This is a genomic window from Microbacterium sp. Leaf288 (genome assembly GCF_001422925.1).
GTDB lineage: Bacteria > Actinomycetota > Actinomycetes > Actinomycetales > Microbacteriaceae > Microbacterium.
Genome location: NZ_LMNI01000010.1, coordinates 1,052,792 through 1,072,132, shown reverse-complemented (window position 1 = coordinate 1,072,132; position 19,341 = coordinate 1,052,792). Strand labels below are relative to the sequence as shown.

Here is a 19,341-nt window from a genome sequence, read left to right as displayed (position 1 = left end):
GGGCCGCACCCGGGCGGATCCCGGTGTCCGTGGCGGGTCGTAGACTCGTGCGGTGACAGTTCCCGGGATCGTGCGCGCCCTCGAACAGGCTGAGCCTTTCCGGGACGCGCTGGCCGCGGCATCCGTCGATGCCGACTTCTCGCTCGTCGAAGGACTCGACGCCCCTCTGCTCGCGGCTCTGCTCGAGCGTCGCCGTGCTGCGGGCAAGCCGCCGGTCGTGCTGCTCGTCGCACCGACCGGGCGTCGCGCCGAGGCGCTCGGTCCCGCGCTGGGCGCGCTGCTGCCTGGTGCCGAGGTGCTGCATTTCCCCGCGTGGGAGACGCTGCCGCACGAGCGCCTCAGCCCGAGTGCCGAGACGGTCGGTGCGCGCCTCGACATCCTCACGCGCGTCGCGCGCTGGGATGCCGCGACGCCGCTGGTCATCACGGCGTCGGTGCGCGGTGCGATCCAGCCGCTCGCTGCGGGACTCACCGAGGTGGACCCCGTCGAACTCGTGGTGGGCGGCCGCGGACACGACCTCGGCGACGTGTCCACGCGTCTCGTCGAACTGGCATACCACCGCGTCGACATGGTGTCTCGCCGTGGCGAGTTCGCCGTGCGTGGCGGCATCCTCGACGTCTTCCCGCCGACCGCGCCGCACCCGTACCGCGTCGAGTTCTTCGGCGACGAGGTTGACGAGATGAGGGCGTTCTCGGTCGCGGACCAGCGGTCGCTTCCCGGCGAGGTGCGCGCGGTCACTCTTCTGCCCAGCCGCGAGCTTCTGCTGACGGATGCCGTGCGCGGCCGTGCCCGCCAGCTCAAGGACGAGTTCCCCGGCCTTGCGGGCATGCTCGAGAAGATGTCGGAGGGCATCCCGGTCGAGGGCATGGAGTCGCTGCTGCCCGCCGTCGTCGACCGCCTCGTCACCCTCGTCGACTACCTGCCCGAGGGCTCCGCGGTCGCGCTGGTGGATCCAGAGCGCGCCGTGACCCGCGCGATCACCCTCGGAGAGACGAACCGCGAGTTCCTCGAAGCGGCGTGGAGTGCGGCGACCGCGGGCGCGAGCACGCCGATCGACCTGGGCGCCGGAGACTTCCTGACCCTTCCCGAGCTCCGCGAGGCGGCCCGCGATCGCAGCGGTGTCTGGTGGACGCTCAGCGCGTTCGACTCCGGACACGCGGATGCCGCCGCGGAGGGTCTCATCGACGACGACATCGACGTCGCCCTCGAGGCTGCAGCGGCCATCCGGGTTCCCGGTTCGGCCGTGCCCTCGTTCCAGGGCAACGTCGAGGGCGCCACCGATCACGTGGGCGCACTGCTCGCAGACGGCTGGCGCGTCGTGGTGGCAGCATCCGGAGCCGGACTCGTCGAGCGCGCCCGTGACGTGCTCGCCGAGCGCGGCATCGCGGCGCGCAAGGTCGACGAGGTGCTGCACGCTCCCGAGCCCGGCGTCGCGCACGTGGTCGTGAGCGTGCTCGAGCGCGGGTTCGAGGTCCCCGACGCGAAGCTCGCCGTCCTGACCGAGTCGGAGTTCTACGGCCGCACGATCGGCGGCGACAACCGCGTCGTCAAGAAGCTCGCGTCGCGGCGCAAGGCCGTCGTCGACCCCCTGCAGCTGAAGGCGGGCGACTACGTGGTGCACGCGACGCACGGCATCGGCAAGTTCGTCGAGCTCACGCAGCGCGAGGTGTCCAGCGGCGGCCGCAACGCGGTGAAGAGCGTGCGGGAGTACCTCGTGCTCGAGTACGCGCCCTCCAAGCGCGGCTATCCGGGCGACAAGCTCTTCGTGCCCACAGATCAGCTCGATCTGCTGTCGCGCTACGTCGGCGGCGAGGCGCCGGCCCTGTCGAAGATGGGCGGCAGCGACTGGGCGCAGGCGAAGAGCAAGGCCCGACGTGCGGTGCGAGACATCGCGGTCGAGCTCGTCAAGCTCTACTCGGCGCGGATGGCCTCGAAGGGCCATGCGTTCGGACCCGACACGCCCTGGCAGCGCGAGCTCGAAGAGGCGTTCCCGTTCGCGGAGACGCCCGATCAGCTGCAGACGATCGACGAGATCAAGGCCGACATGGAGAAGCCGATCCCGATGGACCGGCTGCTGTCGGGCGATGTCGGCTTCGGCAAGACCGAGGTGGCGGTCCGTGCCGCGTTCAAGGCGATCCAGGACGGCAAGCAGGTCGCGATGCTGGTGCCGACGACGCTCCTGGTCAAGCAGCACCTCGAGACGTTCACCGAGCGCTTCGCGGGCTTCCCGGTGAAGGTCAAGGCGCTCTCGCGCTTCCAGACCGACAAGCAGGCACGTGAGGTGCTGGCGGGGCTCACCGACGGCACCGTCGACATGGTCATCGGCACCCACCGCATCCTCACCGAGAAGGTGATCTTCAAGGACCTGGGCCTCATGATCATCGACGAGGAGCAGCGGTTCGGCGTCGAGCACAAGGACCAGCTGAAGAAGCTCAAGACCAACGTCGACATCCTGGCGATGAGCGCGACGCCGATCCCGCGCACCCTCGAGATGGCGGTCACCGGCATCCGCGAGATGTCGACGCTGCAGACGCCGCCGGAGGACCGGCACCCGATCCTGTCGTACGTCGGCCCCCGCAACGACAAGCAGATCGCGGCCGCCATCCGCCGCGAGCTGCTGCGCGAGGGCCAGGTGTTCTACGTGCACAACCGCGTGCAGTCGATCCAGCGCGTCGCAGCCGAGCTGGCCGAGCTCGTACCCGAGGCGCGCATCGCGGTGGCTCACGGGCAGATGGGGGAGCACGCGCTCGAAGAGGTCGTCGACGCGTTCTGGGAGCGGCGATCCGATGTCCTGGTCTGCACGACGATCGTCGAGACCGGCCTCGACATCTCGAACGCGAACACGATCATCATCGACCGCGCCGACAAGTACGGTCTCAGCCAGCTCCACCAGCTGCGCGGTCGCGTGGGCCGTGCGCGCGAGCGCGCCTACGCGTACTTCCTCTACGACGACCTGAAGCCGCTCAGCGAGACGGCCGCCGACCGCCTCGAGACGATCGCCGTCAACAACGACCTCGGCTCGGGCATGCAGGTGGCGCTGAAGGACCTCGAGCTCCGTGGCGCGGGCAACCTCCTCGGCGCCGAGCAGGCCGGTCACATCGCCGGCGTCGGGTTCGACCTGTACCTCCGCATGATCGGCGAGGCGGTCGCCACCTTCCGCGGGGATGAGACCGAGGGGCCGACCGAGCTCCGGCTCGAACTGCCCGTGCAGGCGCGCATCCCCGATTCGTACATCGACAGCGAGCGGCTCCGCCTCGAGGCGTACCAGAAGCTCTCGGCCGCGGCATCCGTCACCGCCCACGCCGACGCGATCGACCTCGTCATCGAGGAGCTCACCGACCGCTACGGCGAGCCGCCGTCGGAGGTCGAAGGACTGCTCGCCGTCGCGCGCCTGCGCCGCCGCGCCGGGCAGGCCGGCCTCGCGGACGTCGTCGCGATGGGCCCGAACCTGCGCATCGCCCCGGCGAACCTTCCCGACTCCATGCGCGTGCGCCTGCAGCGCCTGCACCCGAAGGCGAAGCTCGTCGCCGGGGGTGAGGCGATGATCGTGCCGCTGCCGTCGGCGGGCGGCGAGCCGCTGGGCGACGACGAGCTCATCGCGTGGGTGGCCCAGCTCATCGAGCAGCTGTGGCCCGAGAAGAAGGCGGAGACGGATGCCGCGGCCCGGCCGGCAGCGAACGCCTGACGCCGTCGTTCTCGACATCAGGAGATCTGGTGGAGGCAGGACGAATCGCGTGCGATCGTCCTGCGCTCGTCAGATCTCCTGATCTCAGCGAGTGGCAGAAGCGTCAGATGACGCCCTGCGCGAGCATCGCGTGCGCGACGCGCTCGAAGCCCGCGGAGTTGGCGCCGACGACGTAGTCGCCAGGGCGGCCGTAGCGCTCGGCGGCCTGGAACGCGGCGTCGTGCACGTCGGCCATGATCGCGCGGAGCTTCGCCTCGCTGTCGTCGAAGCTCCAGCGCTGACGTGCGGCGTTCTGGCTCATCTCGAGCGCCGAGGTCGCCACGCCGCCGGCGTTGGCCGCCTTGCCCGGGCCGAACAGCACGCCCGCCGACTGGAGCAGTTCGATCGCCTCGGGGGTCGAGGGCATGTTGGCGCCTTCCGCAACGGCACGCACGCCGTTGGCGATGAGGGCGCGGGCATCGCCCTGGTCGAGCTCGTTCTGCGTGGCCGAGGGGATCGCGACGTCGACGGGCACCTCCCACGGGCGCGCGCCCTCGACGTAGCGGGCACCGGGTCGGCGCGCGGCGTACTCCGAGATGCGGGCGCGCTCGACCTCCTTGATCTGGCGCAGGAGGTCGACGTCGATGCCGGCGTCGTCGACGACGTAGCCGGAGGAGTCGGATGCCGTGACCGGCGTCGCGCCGAGCTGGCGGGCCTTGTCGATGGCGTAGATCGCGACGTTGCCCGATCCCGAGATGCCCACGCGCTTGCCGTGCAGCGTCTCGCCGTGGACGCCGAGCATCTCCTCGACGAAGAACACGGCGCCGTAGCCGGTCGCCTCGGTGCGCACCTCGGCGCCGCCCCACTGCACGCCCTTGCCGGTGAACATGCCCGACTCGTGGCGGTTGGTGACCTTGCGGTACTGGCCGAACAGGTAGCCGATCTCGCGGGCTCCCACGCCGATGTCACCGGCGGGCACGTCGGTGTGCTCGCCGAGGTGGCGGTAGAGCTCATTCATGAACGACTGGCAGAAGCGCATGATCTCGGCGTTCGAGCGGCCGTGCGGGTCGAAGTCGCTGCCGCCCTTCGCGCCGCCGATGCCCTGGCCGGTGAGCGCGTTCTTGAAGATCTGCTCGAAGCCCAGGAACTTGATGATCGAGAGGTTCACCGACGGGTGGAAGCGCAGGCCGCCCTTGTACGGGCCGAGCACCGACGAGAACTGCACGCGGAAGCCGCGGTTGACCTGCAGGCGGCCGGCATCGTCGACCCACGGCACGCGGAACAGGATCTGACGCTCGGGCTCGACGAGGCGCTCCAGGATGCCGCCGTCGACGAACTCCGGGTGCGCTTCGAGCACCGGCGAGATCGACTCGAGCACCTCGTGCACGGCCTGCAGGAACTCGGGCTCGTTCGGGTTGCGGGCCTCGACGGTGTCGAGGACGAGCCGGATGGATTCCGCCGAGGTGAGGGATTCGGTGGCGGACGCGGTCGAGGGCGCAGAGGGCATGGTGGAGCTTTCGAGGTGGAGCGGTGCGCGGGGGTGGCGCTCCTTCACCCTATCCACGGTCACGGCGTCGATCGCACGTGTGACGGCCGCTACGCTGGCCACATCCACGAAGGCGGGAGGCGCGGCCGATGCGGTTCGAGCACCTCGGGGCACAGCCCCGCATCCACCCCGACGCGGTCGTCGCGGCGACCGCGGTGATCAGCGGCGACGTCGAGATCGGCGCCGACTGCCAGATCCTGCACGGCGCGGTGATCACGGCCGAGGGAGGTGCCATCACCCTCGGCGCGAACGTCATCGTGATGGAGAACGCGCTCATTCGTGCCACCGCGACCAATCCGGTGCACATCGCCGACCACGTGCTGGTCGGCCCCATGGCGAGTGTCTCGGGCGCGGTCGTCGAAGAGGAGGTCTTCCTCGCGACGGGCACGCGCGTGTTCAACGGCGCGCACATCGGCGCGCGCAGCGAGGTGCGCATCAACGCCGTCGTGCACCTGCGCACGACGCTCCCCGCCGAATCGACGGTGCCGATCGGATGGGTGGCCGTCGGCGACCCGGTGCAGATCCTGCCGCCCGACCGCCATGAGGAGATCTGGGCCGCACAGCGCGAGCTCGACTTCCCCGGCTACGTCTTCGGCCTCGACCGCGAGACCCCCGACCTCATGGTGCAGCTCACCGAGCGCTACGGCCGCAGCCTCGCCCGCCACGCCGGCGACCGCCGCGTGGAGTGACGCCCGCCCGCGCGGACGACGAGAGGAACGGATGCTGCGAGCCGCAGCATCCGTGAATCCCCGACGTCAGTCCCAGGCGAGGCCGCAGTCGCGGCAGCAGAACTCGAGGCGGTCGACCGAGCCGTCGTCGAGGTGGCCCCGACGCTCCCACTCGATCCGGAACCACCTCGGTTCGCTCGCCCGCACATCGAGCGACCCGCACCAGGGGCAGACTTCGGCGACGACGATCCGTGCCATGGGCGCCACGGTACGCCGGGCTCTCGGCGATCCCGGTTGCGACGCGCGGCGCTGTGCGGGTCAGCCCGTGTTCTGCAGTCCGGCCGCGACACCCGAGACCGACAGCAGCAGCAGGCGCTGCAGCTCGGGATCGACCGGCGCGCCCTCGGGAGCCTCCCGGAGCGCCCGGAGCGCCCGCAACTGGAGCAGCGACAGCGCGTCGACGTAGGGACTGCGCATCTTGACGGCACGCTGCAGCACGGGCTTGTTGCCGAGCAGCTCGGTCCCGCCGGTGATGCGGATCACCCAGTCGCGCGTGAGGTGCATCTCGTCGCGCACGAGCGCCGCGAGGTCGTCGCGGTCGCCCAGCTCGAGGTAGTGCAGCGCGATGCGGTCGTCGGTCTTGGCGAGGCTCATGGCGACGTTGTCGATGAGCGTCCGGAACAGCGGCCACTCCTGGTAGGCCCGCTGCAGCAGCGGCTCGTCGCCGACCGCCTCCAGCGCCGTGCCCAGGCCGAACCAGCCGGCGAGGTTGATGCGCGCCTGCGTCCACGCGAACACCCACGGGATGGCGCGGAGGTCTTCGAGGGACTCGACCGACAGGCCGCGGCGGGCCGGCCGGGAGCCGAGGGCGAGCAGGCCGATCTCCTCCATCGGCGTCACGCGGGCGAACCACGGCGCGAACCCTGGGGCCTTCACCAGGGAGAAGAAGCGCTCGCGCGAAGCCGCGTCCATCGTCGCGGCCACGTCGGCGTACGTCGCCGCCGCGTCGCGGTTGCGCTCCTCGTTGGAGGGCGACGATGCGAGCAGGATCGCCGCGGCGACCTGGTCGATGTGGCGCATCGCGATCGCGGGGTCGCCGTAGCGGGCGAAGATGACCTCGCCCTGCTCGGTGAGCTTGAACCGGCCGTCGACGGAGTGCGGCGGCTGCGCCATGATCGCAGAGTTCGCGGGGCCGCCGCCGCGCCCGAGGGCGCCGCCGCGACCGTGGAAGAGGGTGAGCTCGATGCCGTTTTCGTCAGCCCACGCGGCGATCTTCGCCTGCGCCTCGTACAGCGCGAGGTTGGCGGCGACGGGGCCGACGTCCTTCGAGGAGTCCGAGTAGCCGAGCATGACCTCGAGGCGACGCCCGGTCGCCTCCAGGCGTGCGGCGAATTCGGGGTGCTCGACGATCTCGGCGAGGATGCGGGGCGCGGCCTGCAGGTCGGCGAACGTCTCGAACAGCGGGATCACATCCAGCACGGGCGGCGTGCCGTCGGGGCCGACCGCGTAGGCGGCGAGCCTGTGGACGTTCGCCAGGTCCTGCGCGGACTGCGTGAACGACACGATGTACCGACCGGCGGCACGCGGACCGTAGCGCTCCTGCAGGAACCCCACCGTGCGCACGACGTCGAGCACCTCTTCGGCGAGCTCGCTGCGCGGCGCACCCGACTCGAGTTCGGCGAGCACCTTCGCGTGCACGGCCGAGTGCTGACGCACTTCGAGCTCGGTGAGATGGAAGCCGTAGGTCTCGACCTGCCACAGCAGCTGCTGCAGGTGGCCGTAGGCCTGACGAGGCGCGCCCGCCTGCACGAGCGAGTCCTGCACGACGCGGAGGTCGGCCAGCAGGTGCTCGGGGTCGCGGTACGCGAGGTCGGCGTTGCGCGCGCGGGTCGCCTCGATCTTGCGAGCGATCAGCAGCAGGATGCGGCGGTGCGGCTCGTCGGGAGAGCGCTTGGCGATGTCCTTCGCGGCGTCCTCGTCGGCGGCCTTGAGGCGCCGCCACAGCGCGAGGAGGGCATCGCTCGGCGGCGTGGTCGACGCGTCGAGCGTCATCGTGCGGCCGATGCGGCTGGTCGTGCGCGCCAGGCCGATGAGCACGTGCTCGCTCGCGATCGCGGAGGCCTTGCGGGTGACGGATGCCGTCACGAACGGGTTCCCGTCACGGTCCCCGCCCACCCACGAGCCGACGCGCACGAACGGGCGCACGACCGGTGCGCGTCCGCCGGCGGCGGGGCCCTGCAGGGCGTCGTCGACGCGGCGGTACACGTGGGGGACCGCCGTGTAGAGCGTGTCGTCGAACACGGCCATGACCGCGCGCACCTCGTCGGTGGGGGCGGGCTTCTCGGGCCGCAGGGGCGCGGTGCGCCACAGGGTGTCGATCTCCTCGAGCATGCGACGCTCGGCGCGGCGCTCGTCGGCGCCGCCGCGCAGCGACGCGTCGTGCTCCTCGAGAAGGGTCGCGAGGCGGCGGATGCTGGTGGACACCGCACGGCGGCGGGCCTCCGTCGGGTGAGCCGTGAACACCGGGTGGAACCGCATGCTCTGCAGGCGCTTCAGGGCGGTGTCGTCGCCGACCTCGGCGGCCAGGCGCACGAAGGCGGCGGCGACCGAGTCGGTGGCCTGCTCGCGGTCGGGGCGCCCGTCGCGTTCGCGCAGCACGCGCACCCGCTGGTGCTCCTCGGCGAGGTTCACGAGGTGGAAGTACGCGGTGAACGCCCGCGCGACCTCGTCGGCGCGGGCGATCGTGAACGAGTCGGCGATGGCGGCGGCGCGGGCGAACGCCTCCGGCGTCTCGTCGGTGTACGCCTGGATCGTCGCGGTGCGCAGGCGCTCGACATCCTCGTACAGTCCCGGCGAACCGCTCTCGCGCAGCACCTGACCGAGGAGCGTCCCCAGCATGCGGACGTCGCCGCGCATCTGCTCGGGGATCGCCTGCTCCGCCTCGTACCGCCCGACGAGGTCGATCGCTTCGGTGTGGGTGAGTTCACGCATCTCTCCAGGCTAACGGCGCGCTGTTTCCCGGAAGTGACGGTGGACGCTGTGTGACGATCGGTCGGGGCCGTCGCTCGGAGGTGCCGCGAACCCGCTCGCTACACTGACCGTGGAGCGCCGGGAAGTCTGGTCGGCACGTCCTCGTCGACCCGCGATCCCCTCCCGGAGGCCAGATGTCGCTTCTCCGCTCCGCCCGTTTCCCCGCGATCATCCTGCTCCTCGCGGCGGGTCTCGGCCTGTTCGTCGCCAACTCGGCGTGGGGCCCCGCCGTCGACGACGCGATGCACGCGTACCTCGGCATCCCGGGCGTGTTCGAGCTCAGCCTCTCCCACTGGATCAGGGACGGACTGCTCGCGGTCTTCTTCTTCGTCGTCGCGGTCGAACTGCAGTACGAGCTCACCGCCGGCCAGCTCAACTCGGCACGCAAGGCGCTCCAGCCCGCGATCGCCGCCGCCGGAGGCGTGCTGATCCCGATCGCGATCTACGCCGCGATGGCGTGGGGATCGGACGCGTCGGCCGGCTGGCCCATCCCGACCGCGACCGACATCGCGTTCGCGCTCGGCGTGCTCGCGGTGTTCGGCCGCGGGCTGCCGTCGGCGCTGCGGGTGTTCCTCCTCGCGCTCGCGATCCTCGACGACATCGTCGGCATCGTGTTCATCGCTGTGCTCTTCACGACCGGGGTGAACGTCGCGGCGCTCGCCGGAGCCGCGGTCGCGGTCGTCGGGTTCGGCATCCTGAGCAGACAGCTCGACACCCGTGCCCGCGTGCCGATCGCCATCGTCCTGGCGCTGCTGGCGATCGCCACCTGGGTGCTCGTCTACCTCTCGGGTGTGCACGCCACCATCGCCGGCGTGGCGCTCGGGCTGGCGATGGCCCAGCGCCCGGCGTTGCGCGTGCGGCATGAGCTCGAGCCGTGGGTCAACGTCATCGTCCTCCCGGTGTTCGCGTTCTCCGCCGCGCTCGTGCTGATCCCGTCGGTGCCGCTGTCCGCGCTGTCGCCCGCGTTCTGGGGTGTGCTCGTCGCGCTGCCGGTCGGCAAGGTCGTCGGCATCTCGCTGTTCGGGTGGATCTCGCTGCGCATCGGGCTCCGAGGGAGTGCACCGCCCCTCGCCTTCGCGGACCTGTTGGCCGCCGGCGCGCTCGGCGGCATCGGGTTCACGGTGTCCCTCCTGCTCTCCGAGCTCGCGTTCTCCGACGAGGCGGCGCTCCGCGACCAGGCGACGCTCGGAGTGCTCGCAGGTTCCGTGATTTCGCTCCTCCTGGCCGCAGGGCTCGTATCGTGGCGGGCATGGCACTATCGACGCCGGACGGCGGCAGCATCCGTGACGACGTGACCGCACCCCGCTCGCCGGAGGCCCCCGACCCTCTCCGCGAGGCGGCCGATGTCATGCGCGCCGTGCGCGACCGCTGTGTCTGGACCCAGCAGATCGACCACCGTGCCCTCGTGCCGTACCTCGTCGAGGAGAGCGCAGAGCTGATCGACGCCGTCGAGGACGGCTCGCGGGAGGAGCTGCGCGAAGAGCTCGGCGACCTGCTGTGGCAGGTGCTGTTCCACTCCGAGATCGCCTCGCGCGACGAGGACGACCCCTTCGACATCGACGACGTCGCCCGCGGGCTCACCGACAAGATGGTGCGCCGGCATCCACATGTCTTCGGCGACGCTGTCGCGACGACGCCGGAGGAGGTGCTCGTCCACTGGAACGCCGCGAAGGCCGCGGAGAAGCACCAGCGTCGGTCGGTCCTCGACGGTGTGAGCGAACGGATGCCGAGCCTCGCACTCGCCCAGAAGCTCCTGTCGAAGGCGTCTCAGGTCGGCCTCTCCCGCACCGTCCCCGCCCCCCTTCCGCTGAGACCCCAGTCGGGGGACGAGACCGCGGGGAACACCCCAGGTCTCGTCCCGCCACTGTCGTCTCACGGGGAAGTCCCGGGTCGGCTCGCGTCGGAGGCGGAACTCGGCGACGCGCTCCTGGGCCTCGTCGCGACCGCCCGAGCCAACGGCTGGGACGCCGAGCGCGCGCTGCGTGAGCGCCTGCGCGGTCTCGAGCGCGACATCCGCGCCGCCGAGAGCACCCCGGAGGACCTGGAAGGATAGGGTGCGTGGCATCCGTCAATCCGCCGCGCGGCATGCGCGACTTCCTCCCCGCTGAAAAGGCCCGTCGCGAGAGCGTGCTCGCCGTCATCCGCGAGCGCTACCGCGCGCACGGCTTCGACGAGATCGAGACGCCCGTCATGGAGGAGTACTCGCGGCTTCACGCCGGCATCGGCGGTGACAACGAGAAGCTCGCCTACAACGTGCTCAAGCGCGGTCTCGACGCCGAAGCGATCGGCGCCGCGGCCGACGACCCCGCCGCCCTCACCGACCTCGGCCTGCGCTACGACCTGACCGTTCCGCTGGCCCGGTTCTACGCGACGAACCGCGGCCAGCTGCCCTCGGTCTTCCGCTCGATCCAGATCGCGCCGGTGTGGCGCGCCGAGCGCCCGCAGAAGGGCCGCTACCGCCAGTTCGTGCAGTGCGACATCGACATCATCGGCGACGCGTCCGCGCGCGCCGAGGCCGAGCTCGCGGTGGCCACGCTCGACACGCTCGATGCGCTCGGGCTCGAGGGCGGCAGCATCCGCATCAACGACCGACGTGTGCTCGACTGGATGCTCGACAGCTTCGGGTTCGGCACCGCGGAGCGCCCGGGCGTGCTCATCACGATCGACAAGCTCGACAAGCTCGGCCCCGACGGCATCGTCGACGAGCTGCGCGAGCGCGGCGCGACCGCCGGCGCGGTGGACGCGTTCGCGGCGTTCCTCCGCCGTCCGACGACCCTGGAGTACAACCCGTACGGCGAGCGGCAGATCCGCAAGGCTCTGCCCGAGGGCGCGCCCGACGAGATCGTCGCACACCTCGTCGGCATCGGCGCGGCGGTGGCGGCCGCCCGCGGCTCGCAGACCGAGCTCGAGGGCGACATCCCGCTCGTGTTCGACCCCTTCCTCGTCCGCGGCATGGGCTACTACACCGGCACGATCTTCGAGCTCGCGCACCCCTCGGTCGACTACTCCCTCGGCGGCGGTGGCCGCTACGACGGCATGATCGGCCGCTTCCTCGGCCAGGACGTGCCCGCCGTCGGGTTCTCGATCGGCTTCGAGCGGATCGTCGACCTGGTGGCGGAGCGGACGGATGCTGCGGCCCCGGCCGTCGTCCTCGTCCACGACCGCGACGTCTCCGAGGGGGAGCTCCTCGCGCTCAAGGCCGGGCTGGTGCGTCAGGGGTCGCGTGTGCGTCTCGAGCAGCGGACCAAGAACCTCAAGGCGCTCCTCGAGCGCGCGGCATCCGACGGGTACACCGCCTTCGCGACGGTGTCCGCCGGCACCTCCGCAGACGCCCTCGAGGTCAAGCCGCTCGGGTAGTGTCAACTGAATCTTGACACGGAGTCGGTGTCAAGATTAGGTTGACAACATGGGCAATTCGACATCCCGTGGTTCCACCACGCCGGGCCGTATCGTCACTATGGCCATCGTCTCGATCGTCGTCGGTCTCGGTCTTGTGCTCCTCAGTATCGGCTTGGACTGGGAAGGCTTCGGCGGGGGCGCTGTCATCGGCGTCGGCATCGGCTTCGCCGCCGTAGGCATGTACTTCTGGGGGTATGCCAACGGTCTGCGCCGGCCGTCGTCACGCGGAACCTGGCTTCCCAGCCGGGACGGGCGCGGGTGAGCGATCTCGCCGACGCCATCGGCGGTGCGGTGCTCGCGGACGCCGGCATCGGCCCCGATCAGACGCTGACCGACGACGAGCACCTCGCCCTCGTCGCTGCGGGCGCTCGCGCGGAACACGAGGTGCGCGCGATCCTCCAGAGCGCCGTCACCGCGGCGCGGGCCGGCGGCGCGAGCTGGGCGCGCATCGGGGGCGAGCTCGGGATGACGCGCCAGGCGGCGCAGCAGCGCTTCGGCGGTGGTGCCGGGTCGTCCCGCGCGACCGTCGGCGACCTGGCCGCCGAGCGCTGGCTCGGACCCGTGACGGCGTTCGACGAGATGGCCGAGCTGGAACTGGCGGGGCGCGCGGGCTGGCGCACGGTCGAGGCCGGCACGCTCGCCCATCGGATGGTGCGCACCGACACGCAGTGGGAGCACCGCCGCATCCTGTGGCGGGCCTCCCTCGCGGCCGAGCACGCCGACGGCTGGGAGGTGGGGTGCCGGGCCTTCCCGTGGATCTACCTGGTGCGGGACCGCGGGGTTGCGGCCATCACGCCGGGGGAGTGATCCGGCGACGCAGACGCAGGACCCGGTACGCCACCCCGACCGCGACGACGACCGCGCCGGCCACGACGGACTGCCACGGCAGCGTGATCGCGAGGACGAGGCATCCGATCGCCCCGATGATCTGCAGCACGACCGGGTACCGCCGCGCGTCGCCGCGCTGGCGGAAGGCGGCGACATTGGCGACGAAGTAGTACAGCAGCACCCCGAACGATGAGCAGCCGATCGCACCGCGGAGGTCGACGAACGCCACGAGCACCACGACGATGCCGGCCGCCGCAAGTTCGGCGCGGTGCGGCACGTGCCAGCGCGGGTGCACGGCGTCGAGGAATCCGGGCAGATCCCGCTCGCGCGACATCGCGAACGCGGTGCGGCTCACTCCGGCGATGAGTGCGAGCAGCGCGCCGAGCGAGGCGGCCGCGGCGCCGATGCGCACCACGACGTCGATCCACGCCCAGCCCGACTGCGCGGCGGCGTCGGCGACCGGCGCCGTCGACGCGGCGACGGCGTCAGGACCCAGTGCGCTCAGCACCGCGACCGCGACCACGGCGTACACCGCGAGCGCAATGAGGAAGGCGATCACGATCGCCCGCGGGATCACGCGGCGCGGATCGCGCACCTCCTCGCCCATCGTGGCGATGCGCGCGTACCCGGCGAACGCGAAGAACAGCAGACCGGCGGACTGCAGGATGCCGTAGCCGCCGCCCGGCCAAACGGTCCCGGCCGTGAACCAGTCCGGGGTGGAGTCCGCCGAGAAGGCGGCGGTGACGGCCGCGGCCAGCGCGCCGAGCGAGATCACGACGATGACGCGCGCGGCGCCGGCGGTGCGCGTGACGCCGAACCAATTGACTGCGGTGAGTGCCACGACGGCAGCGATGGCGACCGGGCGCTCCCACCCCGCGGGCGCGGCGTAGGCGGCGAAGGTCAGCGCCATCGCTGCGCAGCTCGCGATCTTGCCGATGACGAAGCCCCAGCCCGCGACGAACCCCCACCAGGGACCCAACTCCGCGCGCCCGTAGGCGTACGTTCCGCCCGACGTCGGATGGGCGGCGGCCAGTTGCGCGGACGAGGTTGCGTTGCCGAACGCGACGATGGCGGCGATCGCGAGGCCGATGAGCAGACCGGTGCCTGCGGCATCCGCTGCCGGCGCCCATACGGCGAAGACGCCCGCGCCGACCATCGAGCCGAGGCCGATGAACACGGCGTCGCCGAGCCCGAGACGGCGCTGGAGCGCGGGGGAGGTCACGGGCGAACTCTAGCTCGCGGCGGAGAACCGGCGGTTCGGGGTTCCGCGGCTGCACCTGCGCCCGCGAGGATGGGGCCCATGACGCTGCAGATCCACACCGTGCTCGCGCCGATGGGCCCGGCCACCGCCATCGAACTGACCGACGAGCAGGTCGGCGAGCTCGGCGGCGGCAAGCGCGCCGCCGTCGTCGTCGGGATCGGCGGGCGCTCCGCGCGGGTGCGTCTCGGCGTGATGGGCGGGCGAAACCTCATCGGCTTCTCGAAGGCCGTGCGTGCCGAGCTGGGCGTCGACATCGGCGACGAGGTCGACGCCACCATCGACCTCGACACCGCCGAGCGCGAGGTCGAGGTTCCCGCCGATCTGGCCGCCGCCCTCGAGGCGGCGGGCGCGCGGGCCGCGTTCGACGCGCTGACCTTCAGCCGGCGCAAGGAGCTCGCGCGCGGCGTGACCGAGGCGAAGCGCGCCGACACCCGCGAGCGCCGCGTCGCCGCGGCCGTGGAGGATCTGACCACACCGTAGGCGGTCGCCCGGCTGCGGTCCGGGTTTCGCAGACCGCCTGTGACGACACGCTGCGAAGTCCGGACTTCGCAGGACGGTCGACGCCGGCCCCGAGTGCATTCGCTCGTTCTGGAGGCTGCAGTCCCGGAATCGCGGGCAGAAGGGGCCGCGTGTGCTGCGAAGTCCGGACTTCGCGCTGTACTTGGGCGCGGGAGGCGGGGCGGCCTGGTGACCGATCGCGTCGGATCGTGCATGGGGCGCCGCACCGGCGCGTCCGTCGGGCGTCAGCGTCCGTTCACCCTGCTGTTGTCGCATGGAGGCATGGCTGGTTCGCGTGACGTGGTGCCACGGTCCGTCGTCGTCGGCGCCGCGGGGGTCGTGCTGGGTGCGGGGCTCGTCCTGCTCGGCGGACGTGCCGTGCTGAAGCGGCAGGCGGCGGTCGCGCGGCGCCGCATCGGCAAGCCGCTCGGCGAGGAGGCCCTCGACGCCGACCGCGTGTGGGCCCGGCGGTTCGATGGCCCGCCGCTCGAGTTCGTCGTGCTCGGCGACTCGATCGCGGCCGGGCTCGGCGCGGAACGGCGCAAGGACACGCTCGGCGCCCGCCTGGCGAAGGGCCTCGCCCGGGCCGAGCGCCGGCCGGTGCGGCTGCGCACCGCGGCGATCGTGGGCTCGGAGTCGTCGGTGCTCGCCGCGCAAGTCGACGCCCTTCCGGCCGACTACCGTCCCGACGCCGCCGTCATCGTCGTGGGAGGCAACGACATCACGCATCGTGTGCCGGTGCCGACTTCGGTCGCCCACCTCGCGGAGGCGATCGTGCGCCTCCGCGCGCGCGGCGCCGTGGTCGTCGTCGGCACCTGCCCCGACCTCGGCGCGCTGCGCCCGGTGCCGCAGCCGCTGCGCGCGCTCGGCTCGCGGCTGTCACGTCAGCTGGCCGACGCCCAGGCCGTCGTCGCAGCCCGGACCGGTGCGCGTGCCGTGTCGCTCGGCCGGGCCGTCGGGCCGTTCTTCGTGACCCAGCCCGACGAGATGTTCAGCCTCGACCGGTTCCACCCGAGCGCGCTCGGCTATCGCCGCACCGCCGAGGCGCTGCTGCCCGCGCTCCTCGCCGAGCTCGCCTCCGCGCGGGAGGACGCGGTCAGCCCGCGCTGACCGAGGCGGCCCACTCCGCGACGCGCGCGGCGCTCTCCTCCTCCGAGAGGTCTTCGACCCGCGTCATGATCGACCACCGCACGCCGAACGGGTCGCGGATGCTCGCGTAGCGGTCGCCCGACACGAAGGTGGACGGCTCCTCGCGCACGGTCGCGCCGGCGGCGACCGCGCGAGCGGTCACCGCGTCGGCGTCGGGCACGTAGATGCCGATCGAGTAGCAGTCGTCGTCGCCCTCCGGCGCGGGGACGAGCCCGTACGCGGGGGAAGGCTCGCCGATCTGGAGGATGCCCAGGCCGAAGTCCAGCCCGGCGTGCACGACGAGCCCGTCGAACTCGGTGACGTCGGTCACGCGGGCGCCGAACACGTCGCGGTAGAAGTGGAGCGCCTGCTTCGCCCCGCGGATCGCGAGGAAGGGGGTGAGGCTGGTCGCGCTGTGGGGGCGGCCGTCGGTCGTGTGCGCGCCGGTCGCGCCGGTCGTGTTCTGAGTGCTCATGAAGCCATGCTCGCGGCGGACGGATGCTGCGGTCTTGGAGATTCGCGACACCGTCGGTCCCGGGTGTCCGACCCGCGCACTACCGTGACGGAGTGACCGATCCGACGCGCGGGGTGCTCTACCCGGAGCGACTGCCGAGCTTCACCCGGCTCGCGCCGGAGGGCGAGGCATCCACTCTCGTCGAATGGTTCTGGATCCCGCAGTGGGACCTTCCCGAGGCGGTCGTTTCGCGTCAGCCCGTCCTGGGCTATCCGGCCGCGAACCTGGTCGTCGAGCCAGACGGAGTCGCACTGTGGGGTGCGACGACGCGAGCATCGGAGCGCGAGCTCCGCGGGAGCGGCTGGGCAGTGGGCGCTCTGCTGAAGCCCGCGGCGTTCGCCCGTCTGCACGACGCGCCGAGCGACCTGGTCGATGCGCACATCCCCCTCGACGAGCCGAACCTTCAGCACGCGGTGTCAGCGGCCATGCCCGACCTCGATGCGGCGGCGGCAGCGGTCTCGGGGTGGCTCGTCGAGCGCGTCGGACCGCCGACGTCCGACGCGCGCCTCGCGAACGCGATGGCCGACCTGCTGATGAGCGACCCGACGATCCTCCGTCTCGACGACGCGGCCGAACGCCTGCGCGTGTCGGTGCGCACCCTGCAGCGGCTGGCGCACCGCACGGTCGGTCTGTCACCGGCCGCGATGATCCGGCGCCGGAGACTGCAGGAAGCGGCGCAGCGCGTGCGGGAGGATCCTGACGCTTCGTTGGCCGACATCGCCGCCGACCTCGGCTACGCCGATCAGGCGCACCTCGCGAACGACTTCCGCGCAGTGCTGGGGTTCACGGCGACCGACTACCGCGCCGGCCTCTGAGCCGAGTCGAGCCGATGCGCGCCGTCCGCCGACGCCGTGGTCACCCGCTTCTTCTCGCGCACGTAGACCTCGCGACGCACCCGGGCGACCACGTCTCCCGAGGCGTCGGTGATGTCGGTCTCGAACCACTCGAGCACCTTCGCGCCGCCGCGTGCGCGCTCGCGGAGCGCTTCGGCCTTCTCGCGCGGCACCGCGAAGTGCGCCGTGAGCAGTCCCCGACCCGGCTTCAGGAACTCGATCTCGCCGCGGGTATCCCACACGACGTAGTCGCGACCGAGCTGGTGCATCACCAGCATGAAGTAGTACGGGTCGGTCATCGCCGACATCGAGCCGCCGAAAGCCGTCTTCACGTAGTTGCGGGTGAAGACGTTGACATGCAGTTCGACGGTGGCGCTGGTCCAATCGTCGGCGAATCTCCGCACGCGGATGCCGCTGAAGAGGTTGGGGATCCACAGGCTCATGCCGACGGCGAGTCGTCGAGGGGTCACGCGCATGCGGCACAGCATGGCGGACATCGCCCCGCGAGCCGCATTCGCTTGGTCGATCTCCACAATGAGTACCTCAAGTTGTTCTAGTTGTCATAGAATAAGCGCGTGTTGGTGAGGATCGACCCCGAAAGCGATGCGCCGCTGTTCGCGCAGATCGCGGCGTCGGTGCGAGCGGATGCCGCGACCGGACGTGTGCAGCCGGGTGACCGGCTGCCCGCCGCCCGTGAGATCGCGGCCGCACTCGGCGTCAACGTGCACACGGTGCTGCGCGCGTACCAGGACCTCCGCGACGAAGGGCTCGTCGAGCTCCGGCGCGGACGCGGCGCGGTCGTCACCGCGCAGGCGGCGACCCTCGAAGCCCTCCATCACGACATCCACGACCTCGTCGCGCGGGCGCGCGCGGCGGGGCTCCCGTCTGACGCACTCGCCGCCCTCGTGAAGGAGATCGCCGCCCATGACGAACGCCACACCCGCTGATGGTGCTGACCTGGTCGTCCGGCGCTTCGTGCTCGTCGCGGTGTGGCTGCCCGTCGCACTCGTCGCCATCGGCGTCGCCGTCCAGCTCGTGCTGCTCCCTCAGGTTCCGTCGACCGTCGCGGTGCACTGGAACGCGGCGGGGGAGGCCGACCGATTCGCCCCCGCGTGGACGCAGCCGCTGATGACCGTGGCGCTCGGGCTCGGCATCCCGCTCCTGATCGCGCTGAGCACGCTGCCCGGACTGCATCGTGGGGAGCGCGGAGCGACGTACCGGCTCCTGGGGGCGACGGCGGCCGCGACGTCGGCGCTGACGACGGTCGCCTTCACCGTGACGTTCGCGGTGCAGGCGGGTCTGGACAGCGGGGGCGATGCGCCCACCGTCTGGGTCGCACTCGTGGCGGCGGTTGCGGCGGCCGCACTGGTCGGCATCGCCGCGTGGTTCGTGCAGCCTCGTCAGCATGCGGCGCATGCCACGACGGTCCCCGCGACGCCGCTCGCGCTCGCCGCGAACGAACGCGCCGTGTGGGTGCGGGCCACCGCGATGAACACCGGTGGCGCGATCGTCGTGGTCGTCTCCGTGCTCGTCCTGGCTGTCGTGGCGGCCAGTGTCTGGCTCACGGGCGCAGAAACGACGATCGCCTGGGTCCTCACCGGCGTCACGGCGCTGCTCGTGGCGTTCACTGCGACGACGCTCGCCTTCCACGTCCGCGTGGATGACACCGGCCTGCACGTGGACTCGGTGCTCGGCATCCCGCGGTTCCACGTGCCGCTCTCCGACGTCGTCTCGGCGGCGCGCGTCGACGTGAACCCGATGGGGGAGTTCGGCGGCTGGGGGCTGCGCCTCAGCACCGGGCGCCGCTTCGGCGTCGTGCTGCGCGCAGGGGAGGCCATCGAGGTGCTCCGTGGCAGCGGTAAGAGGTTCGTCGTGACCGTCGACGACGCCGGCACCGGGGCGGCGCTCCTCGAGGCACTCGTCGCGCGGGCGGCCGCCAGGTCTTGACGCCCGGCGAGCGGCCGGATTGGCT

General features: G+C 71.8%; 18 protein-coding genes. 12 read left to right on the top strand and 6 right to left on the bottom strand.

Features of this window, described 5'->3' with window-relative positions:
* The first annotated feature begins 52 nt into the window (after positions 1-52).
* The gene (mfd, locus tag ASF40_RS09075) at positions 53-3,685 is read left to right on the top strand and encodes a transcription-repair coupling factor (RefSeq protein ID WP_200919454.1); all 3,633 of its coding nucleotides are present in this window, start codon (positions 53-55) and stop codon (positions 3,683-3,685) included.
* Between the two features lie 103 nt (positions 3,686-3,788).
* Here mfd and gdhA read toward each other — a convergent pair whose 3' ends face one another.
* The gene (gdhA, locus tag ASF40_RS09070; protein ID WP_056368411.1) at positions 3,789-5,171 is read right to left on the bottom strand and encodes an NADP-specific glutamate dehydrogenase; all 1,383 of its coding nucleotides are present in this window, start codon (positions 5,169-5,171) and stop codon (positions 3,789-3,791) included.
* Positions 5,172-5,299: 128 nt separating this feature from the next.
* Here gdhA and ASF40_RS09065 point away from each other — a divergent pair, with 128 nt between their 5' ends.
* Positions 5,300-5,899, top strand: a complete 600-nt coding sequence (locus ASF40_RS09065) for a gamma carbonic anhydrase family protein (protein ID WP_056368061.1) — start codon at positions 5,300-5,302, stop codon at positions 5,897-5,899.
* 66 nt (positions 5,900-5,965) lie between these two features.
* On the opposite strand, the gene ASF40_RS21085 is transcribed toward ASF40_RS09065, so the two are convergent.
* Both ASF40_RS21085 and ASF40_RS09060 read right to left on the bottom strand, forming a co-directional pair.
* A complete protein-coding gene (locus ASF40_RS21085; RefSeq protein ID WP_157549541.1) occupies positions 5,966-6,136 on the bottom strand; it encodes a hypothetical protein in 171 nt (56 codons plus the stop codon).
* 60 nt (positions 6,137-6,196) lie between these two features.
* A complete protein-coding gene (locus ASF40_RS09060) occupies positions 6,197-8,869 on the bottom strand; it encodes a phosphoenolpyruvate carboxylase (RefSeq protein ID WP_056368059.1) in 2,673 nt (890 codons plus the stop codon).
* A gap of 173 nt (positions 8,870-9,042) precedes the next feature.
* Between ASF40_RS09060 and nhaA the strand changes: the two genes are divergently transcribed.
* Genes nhaA through ASF40_RS09035 form a run of 5 tightly spaced genes read left to right on the top strand, consistent with a single transcriptional unit; the run spans position 9,043 to position 13,114 of the window.
* The gene (nhaA, locus tag ASF40_RS09055) at positions 9,043-10,203 is read left to right on the top strand and encodes a Na+/H+ antiporter NhaA (RefSeq protein ID WP_056368057.1); all 1,161 of its coding nucleotides are present in this window, start codon (positions 9,043-9,045) and stop codon (positions 10,201-10,203) included.
* Positions 10,158-10,961 (top strand): MazG family protein, encoded by an 804-nt coding sequence (locus tag ASF40_RS09050; protein ID WP_056368409.1) that lies wholly within the window; start codon positions 10,158-10,160, stop codon positions 10,959-10,961. The genes nhaA and ASF40_RS09050 overlap by 46 nt, the downstream gene beginning before the upstream one ends.
* Before the next feature lie 32 nt (positions 10,962-10,993).
* Positions 10,994-12,265 (top strand): histidine--tRNA ligase, encoded by a 1,272-nt coding sequence (gene hisS, locus ASF40_RS09045; RefSeq protein ID WP_056368408.1) that lies wholly within the window; start codon positions 10,994-10,996, stop codon positions 12,263-12,265.
* Between the two features lie 49 nt (positions 12,266-12,314).
* Entirely contained in the window at positions 12,315-12,569 is a 255-nt protein-coding gene (locus ASF40_RS09040; protein ID WP_157549539.1) for a hypothetical protein, read from the top strand.
* Positions 12,566-13,114, top strand: coding sequence for a hypothetical protein (locus tag ASF40_RS09035; protein WP_056368052.1), 549 nt, complete (start codon positions 12,566-12,568; stop codon positions 13,112-13,114). The genes ASF40_RS09040 and ASF40_RS09035 overlap by 4 nt, the downstream gene beginning before the upstream one ends.
* Here the strand turns inward: ASF40_RS09035 and ASF40_RS09030 are convergent.
* On the bottom strand, positions 13,098-14,357 hold the full coding sequence (locus ASF40_RS09030) for an APC family permease (RefSeq protein WP_056368051.1): 1,260 nt from the start codon (positions 14,355-14,357) through the stop codon (positions 13,098-13,100). The two genes, ASF40_RS09035 and ASF40_RS09030, sit on opposite strands and share 17 nt — an antisense overlap.
* Before the next feature lie 78 nt (positions 14,358-14,435).
* Here ASF40_RS09030 and ASF40_RS09025 point away from each other — a divergent pair, with 78 nt between their 5' ends.
* Together ASF40_RS09025 and ASF40_RS09020 are read left to right on the top strand one after the other, a co-directional pair.
* Positions 14,436-14,876 (top strand): YdeI/OmpD-associated family protein, encoded by a 441-nt coding sequence (locus ASF40_RS09025; RefSeq protein ID WP_056368049.1) that lies wholly within the window; start codon positions 14,436-14,438, stop codon positions 14,874-14,876.
* A gap of 300 nt (positions 14,877-15,176) precedes the next feature.
* Entirely contained in the window at positions 15,177-16,004 is an 828-nt protein-coding gene (locus ASF40_RS09020) for an SGNH/GDSL hydrolase family protein (RefSeq protein WP_056368406.1), read from the top strand.
* On the opposite strand, the gene ASF40_RS09015 is transcribed toward ASF40_RS09020, so the two are convergent.
* Positions 15,991-16,497 carry a VOC family protein gene (locus ASF40_RS09015; protein ID WP_056368047.1) on the bottom strand — a complete coding sequence of 169 codons (507 nt, stop codon included), beginning with the start codon at positions 16,495-16,497 and terminating at the stop codon, positions 15,991-15,993. The two genes, ASF40_RS09020 and ASF40_RS09015, sit on opposite strands and share 14 nt — an antisense overlap.
* Before the next feature lie 92 nt (positions 16,498-16,589).
* On the opposite strand from ASF40_RS09015, the gene ASF40_RS09010 reads away from it, so the two are divergent.
* Positions 16,590-17,351, top strand: coding sequence for a helix-turn-helix domain-containing protein (locus ASF40_RS09010; RefSeq protein WP_056368045.1), 762 nt, complete (start codon positions 16,590-16,592; stop codon positions 17,349-17,351).
* Here the strand turns inward: ASF40_RS09010 and ASF40_RS09005 are convergent.
* Positions 17,333-17,845 (bottom strand): PaaI family thioesterase, encoded by a 513-nt coding sequence (locus ASF40_RS09005; protein WP_056368403.1) that lies wholly within the window; start codon positions 17,843-17,845, stop codon positions 17,333-17,335. The genes ASF40_RS09010 and ASF40_RS09005 overlap by 19 nt on opposite strands.
* A 99-nt stretch (positions 17,846-17,944) precedes the next feature.
* Between ASF40_RS09005 and ASF40_RS09000 the strand changes: the two genes are divergently transcribed.
* Together ASF40_RS09000 and ASF40_RS08995 are read left to right on the top strand one after the other, a co-directional pair.
* Positions 17,945-18,316 carry a GntR family transcriptional regulator gene (locus tag ASF40_RS09000; RefSeq protein WP_056368043.1) on the top strand — a complete coding sequence of 124 codons (372 nt, stop codon included), beginning with the start codon at positions 17,945-17,947 and terminating at the stop codon, positions 18,314-18,316.
* A complete protein-coding gene (locus tag ASF40_RS08995) occupies positions 18,294-19,316 on the top strand; it encodes a DUF1648 domain-containing protein (protein ID WP_056368040.1) in 1,023 nt (340 codons plus the stop codon). The genes ASF40_RS09000 and ASF40_RS08995 overlap by 23 nt, the downstream gene beginning before the upstream one ends.
* The last annotated feature ends 25 nt before the right edge of the window (positions 19,317-19,341 follow it).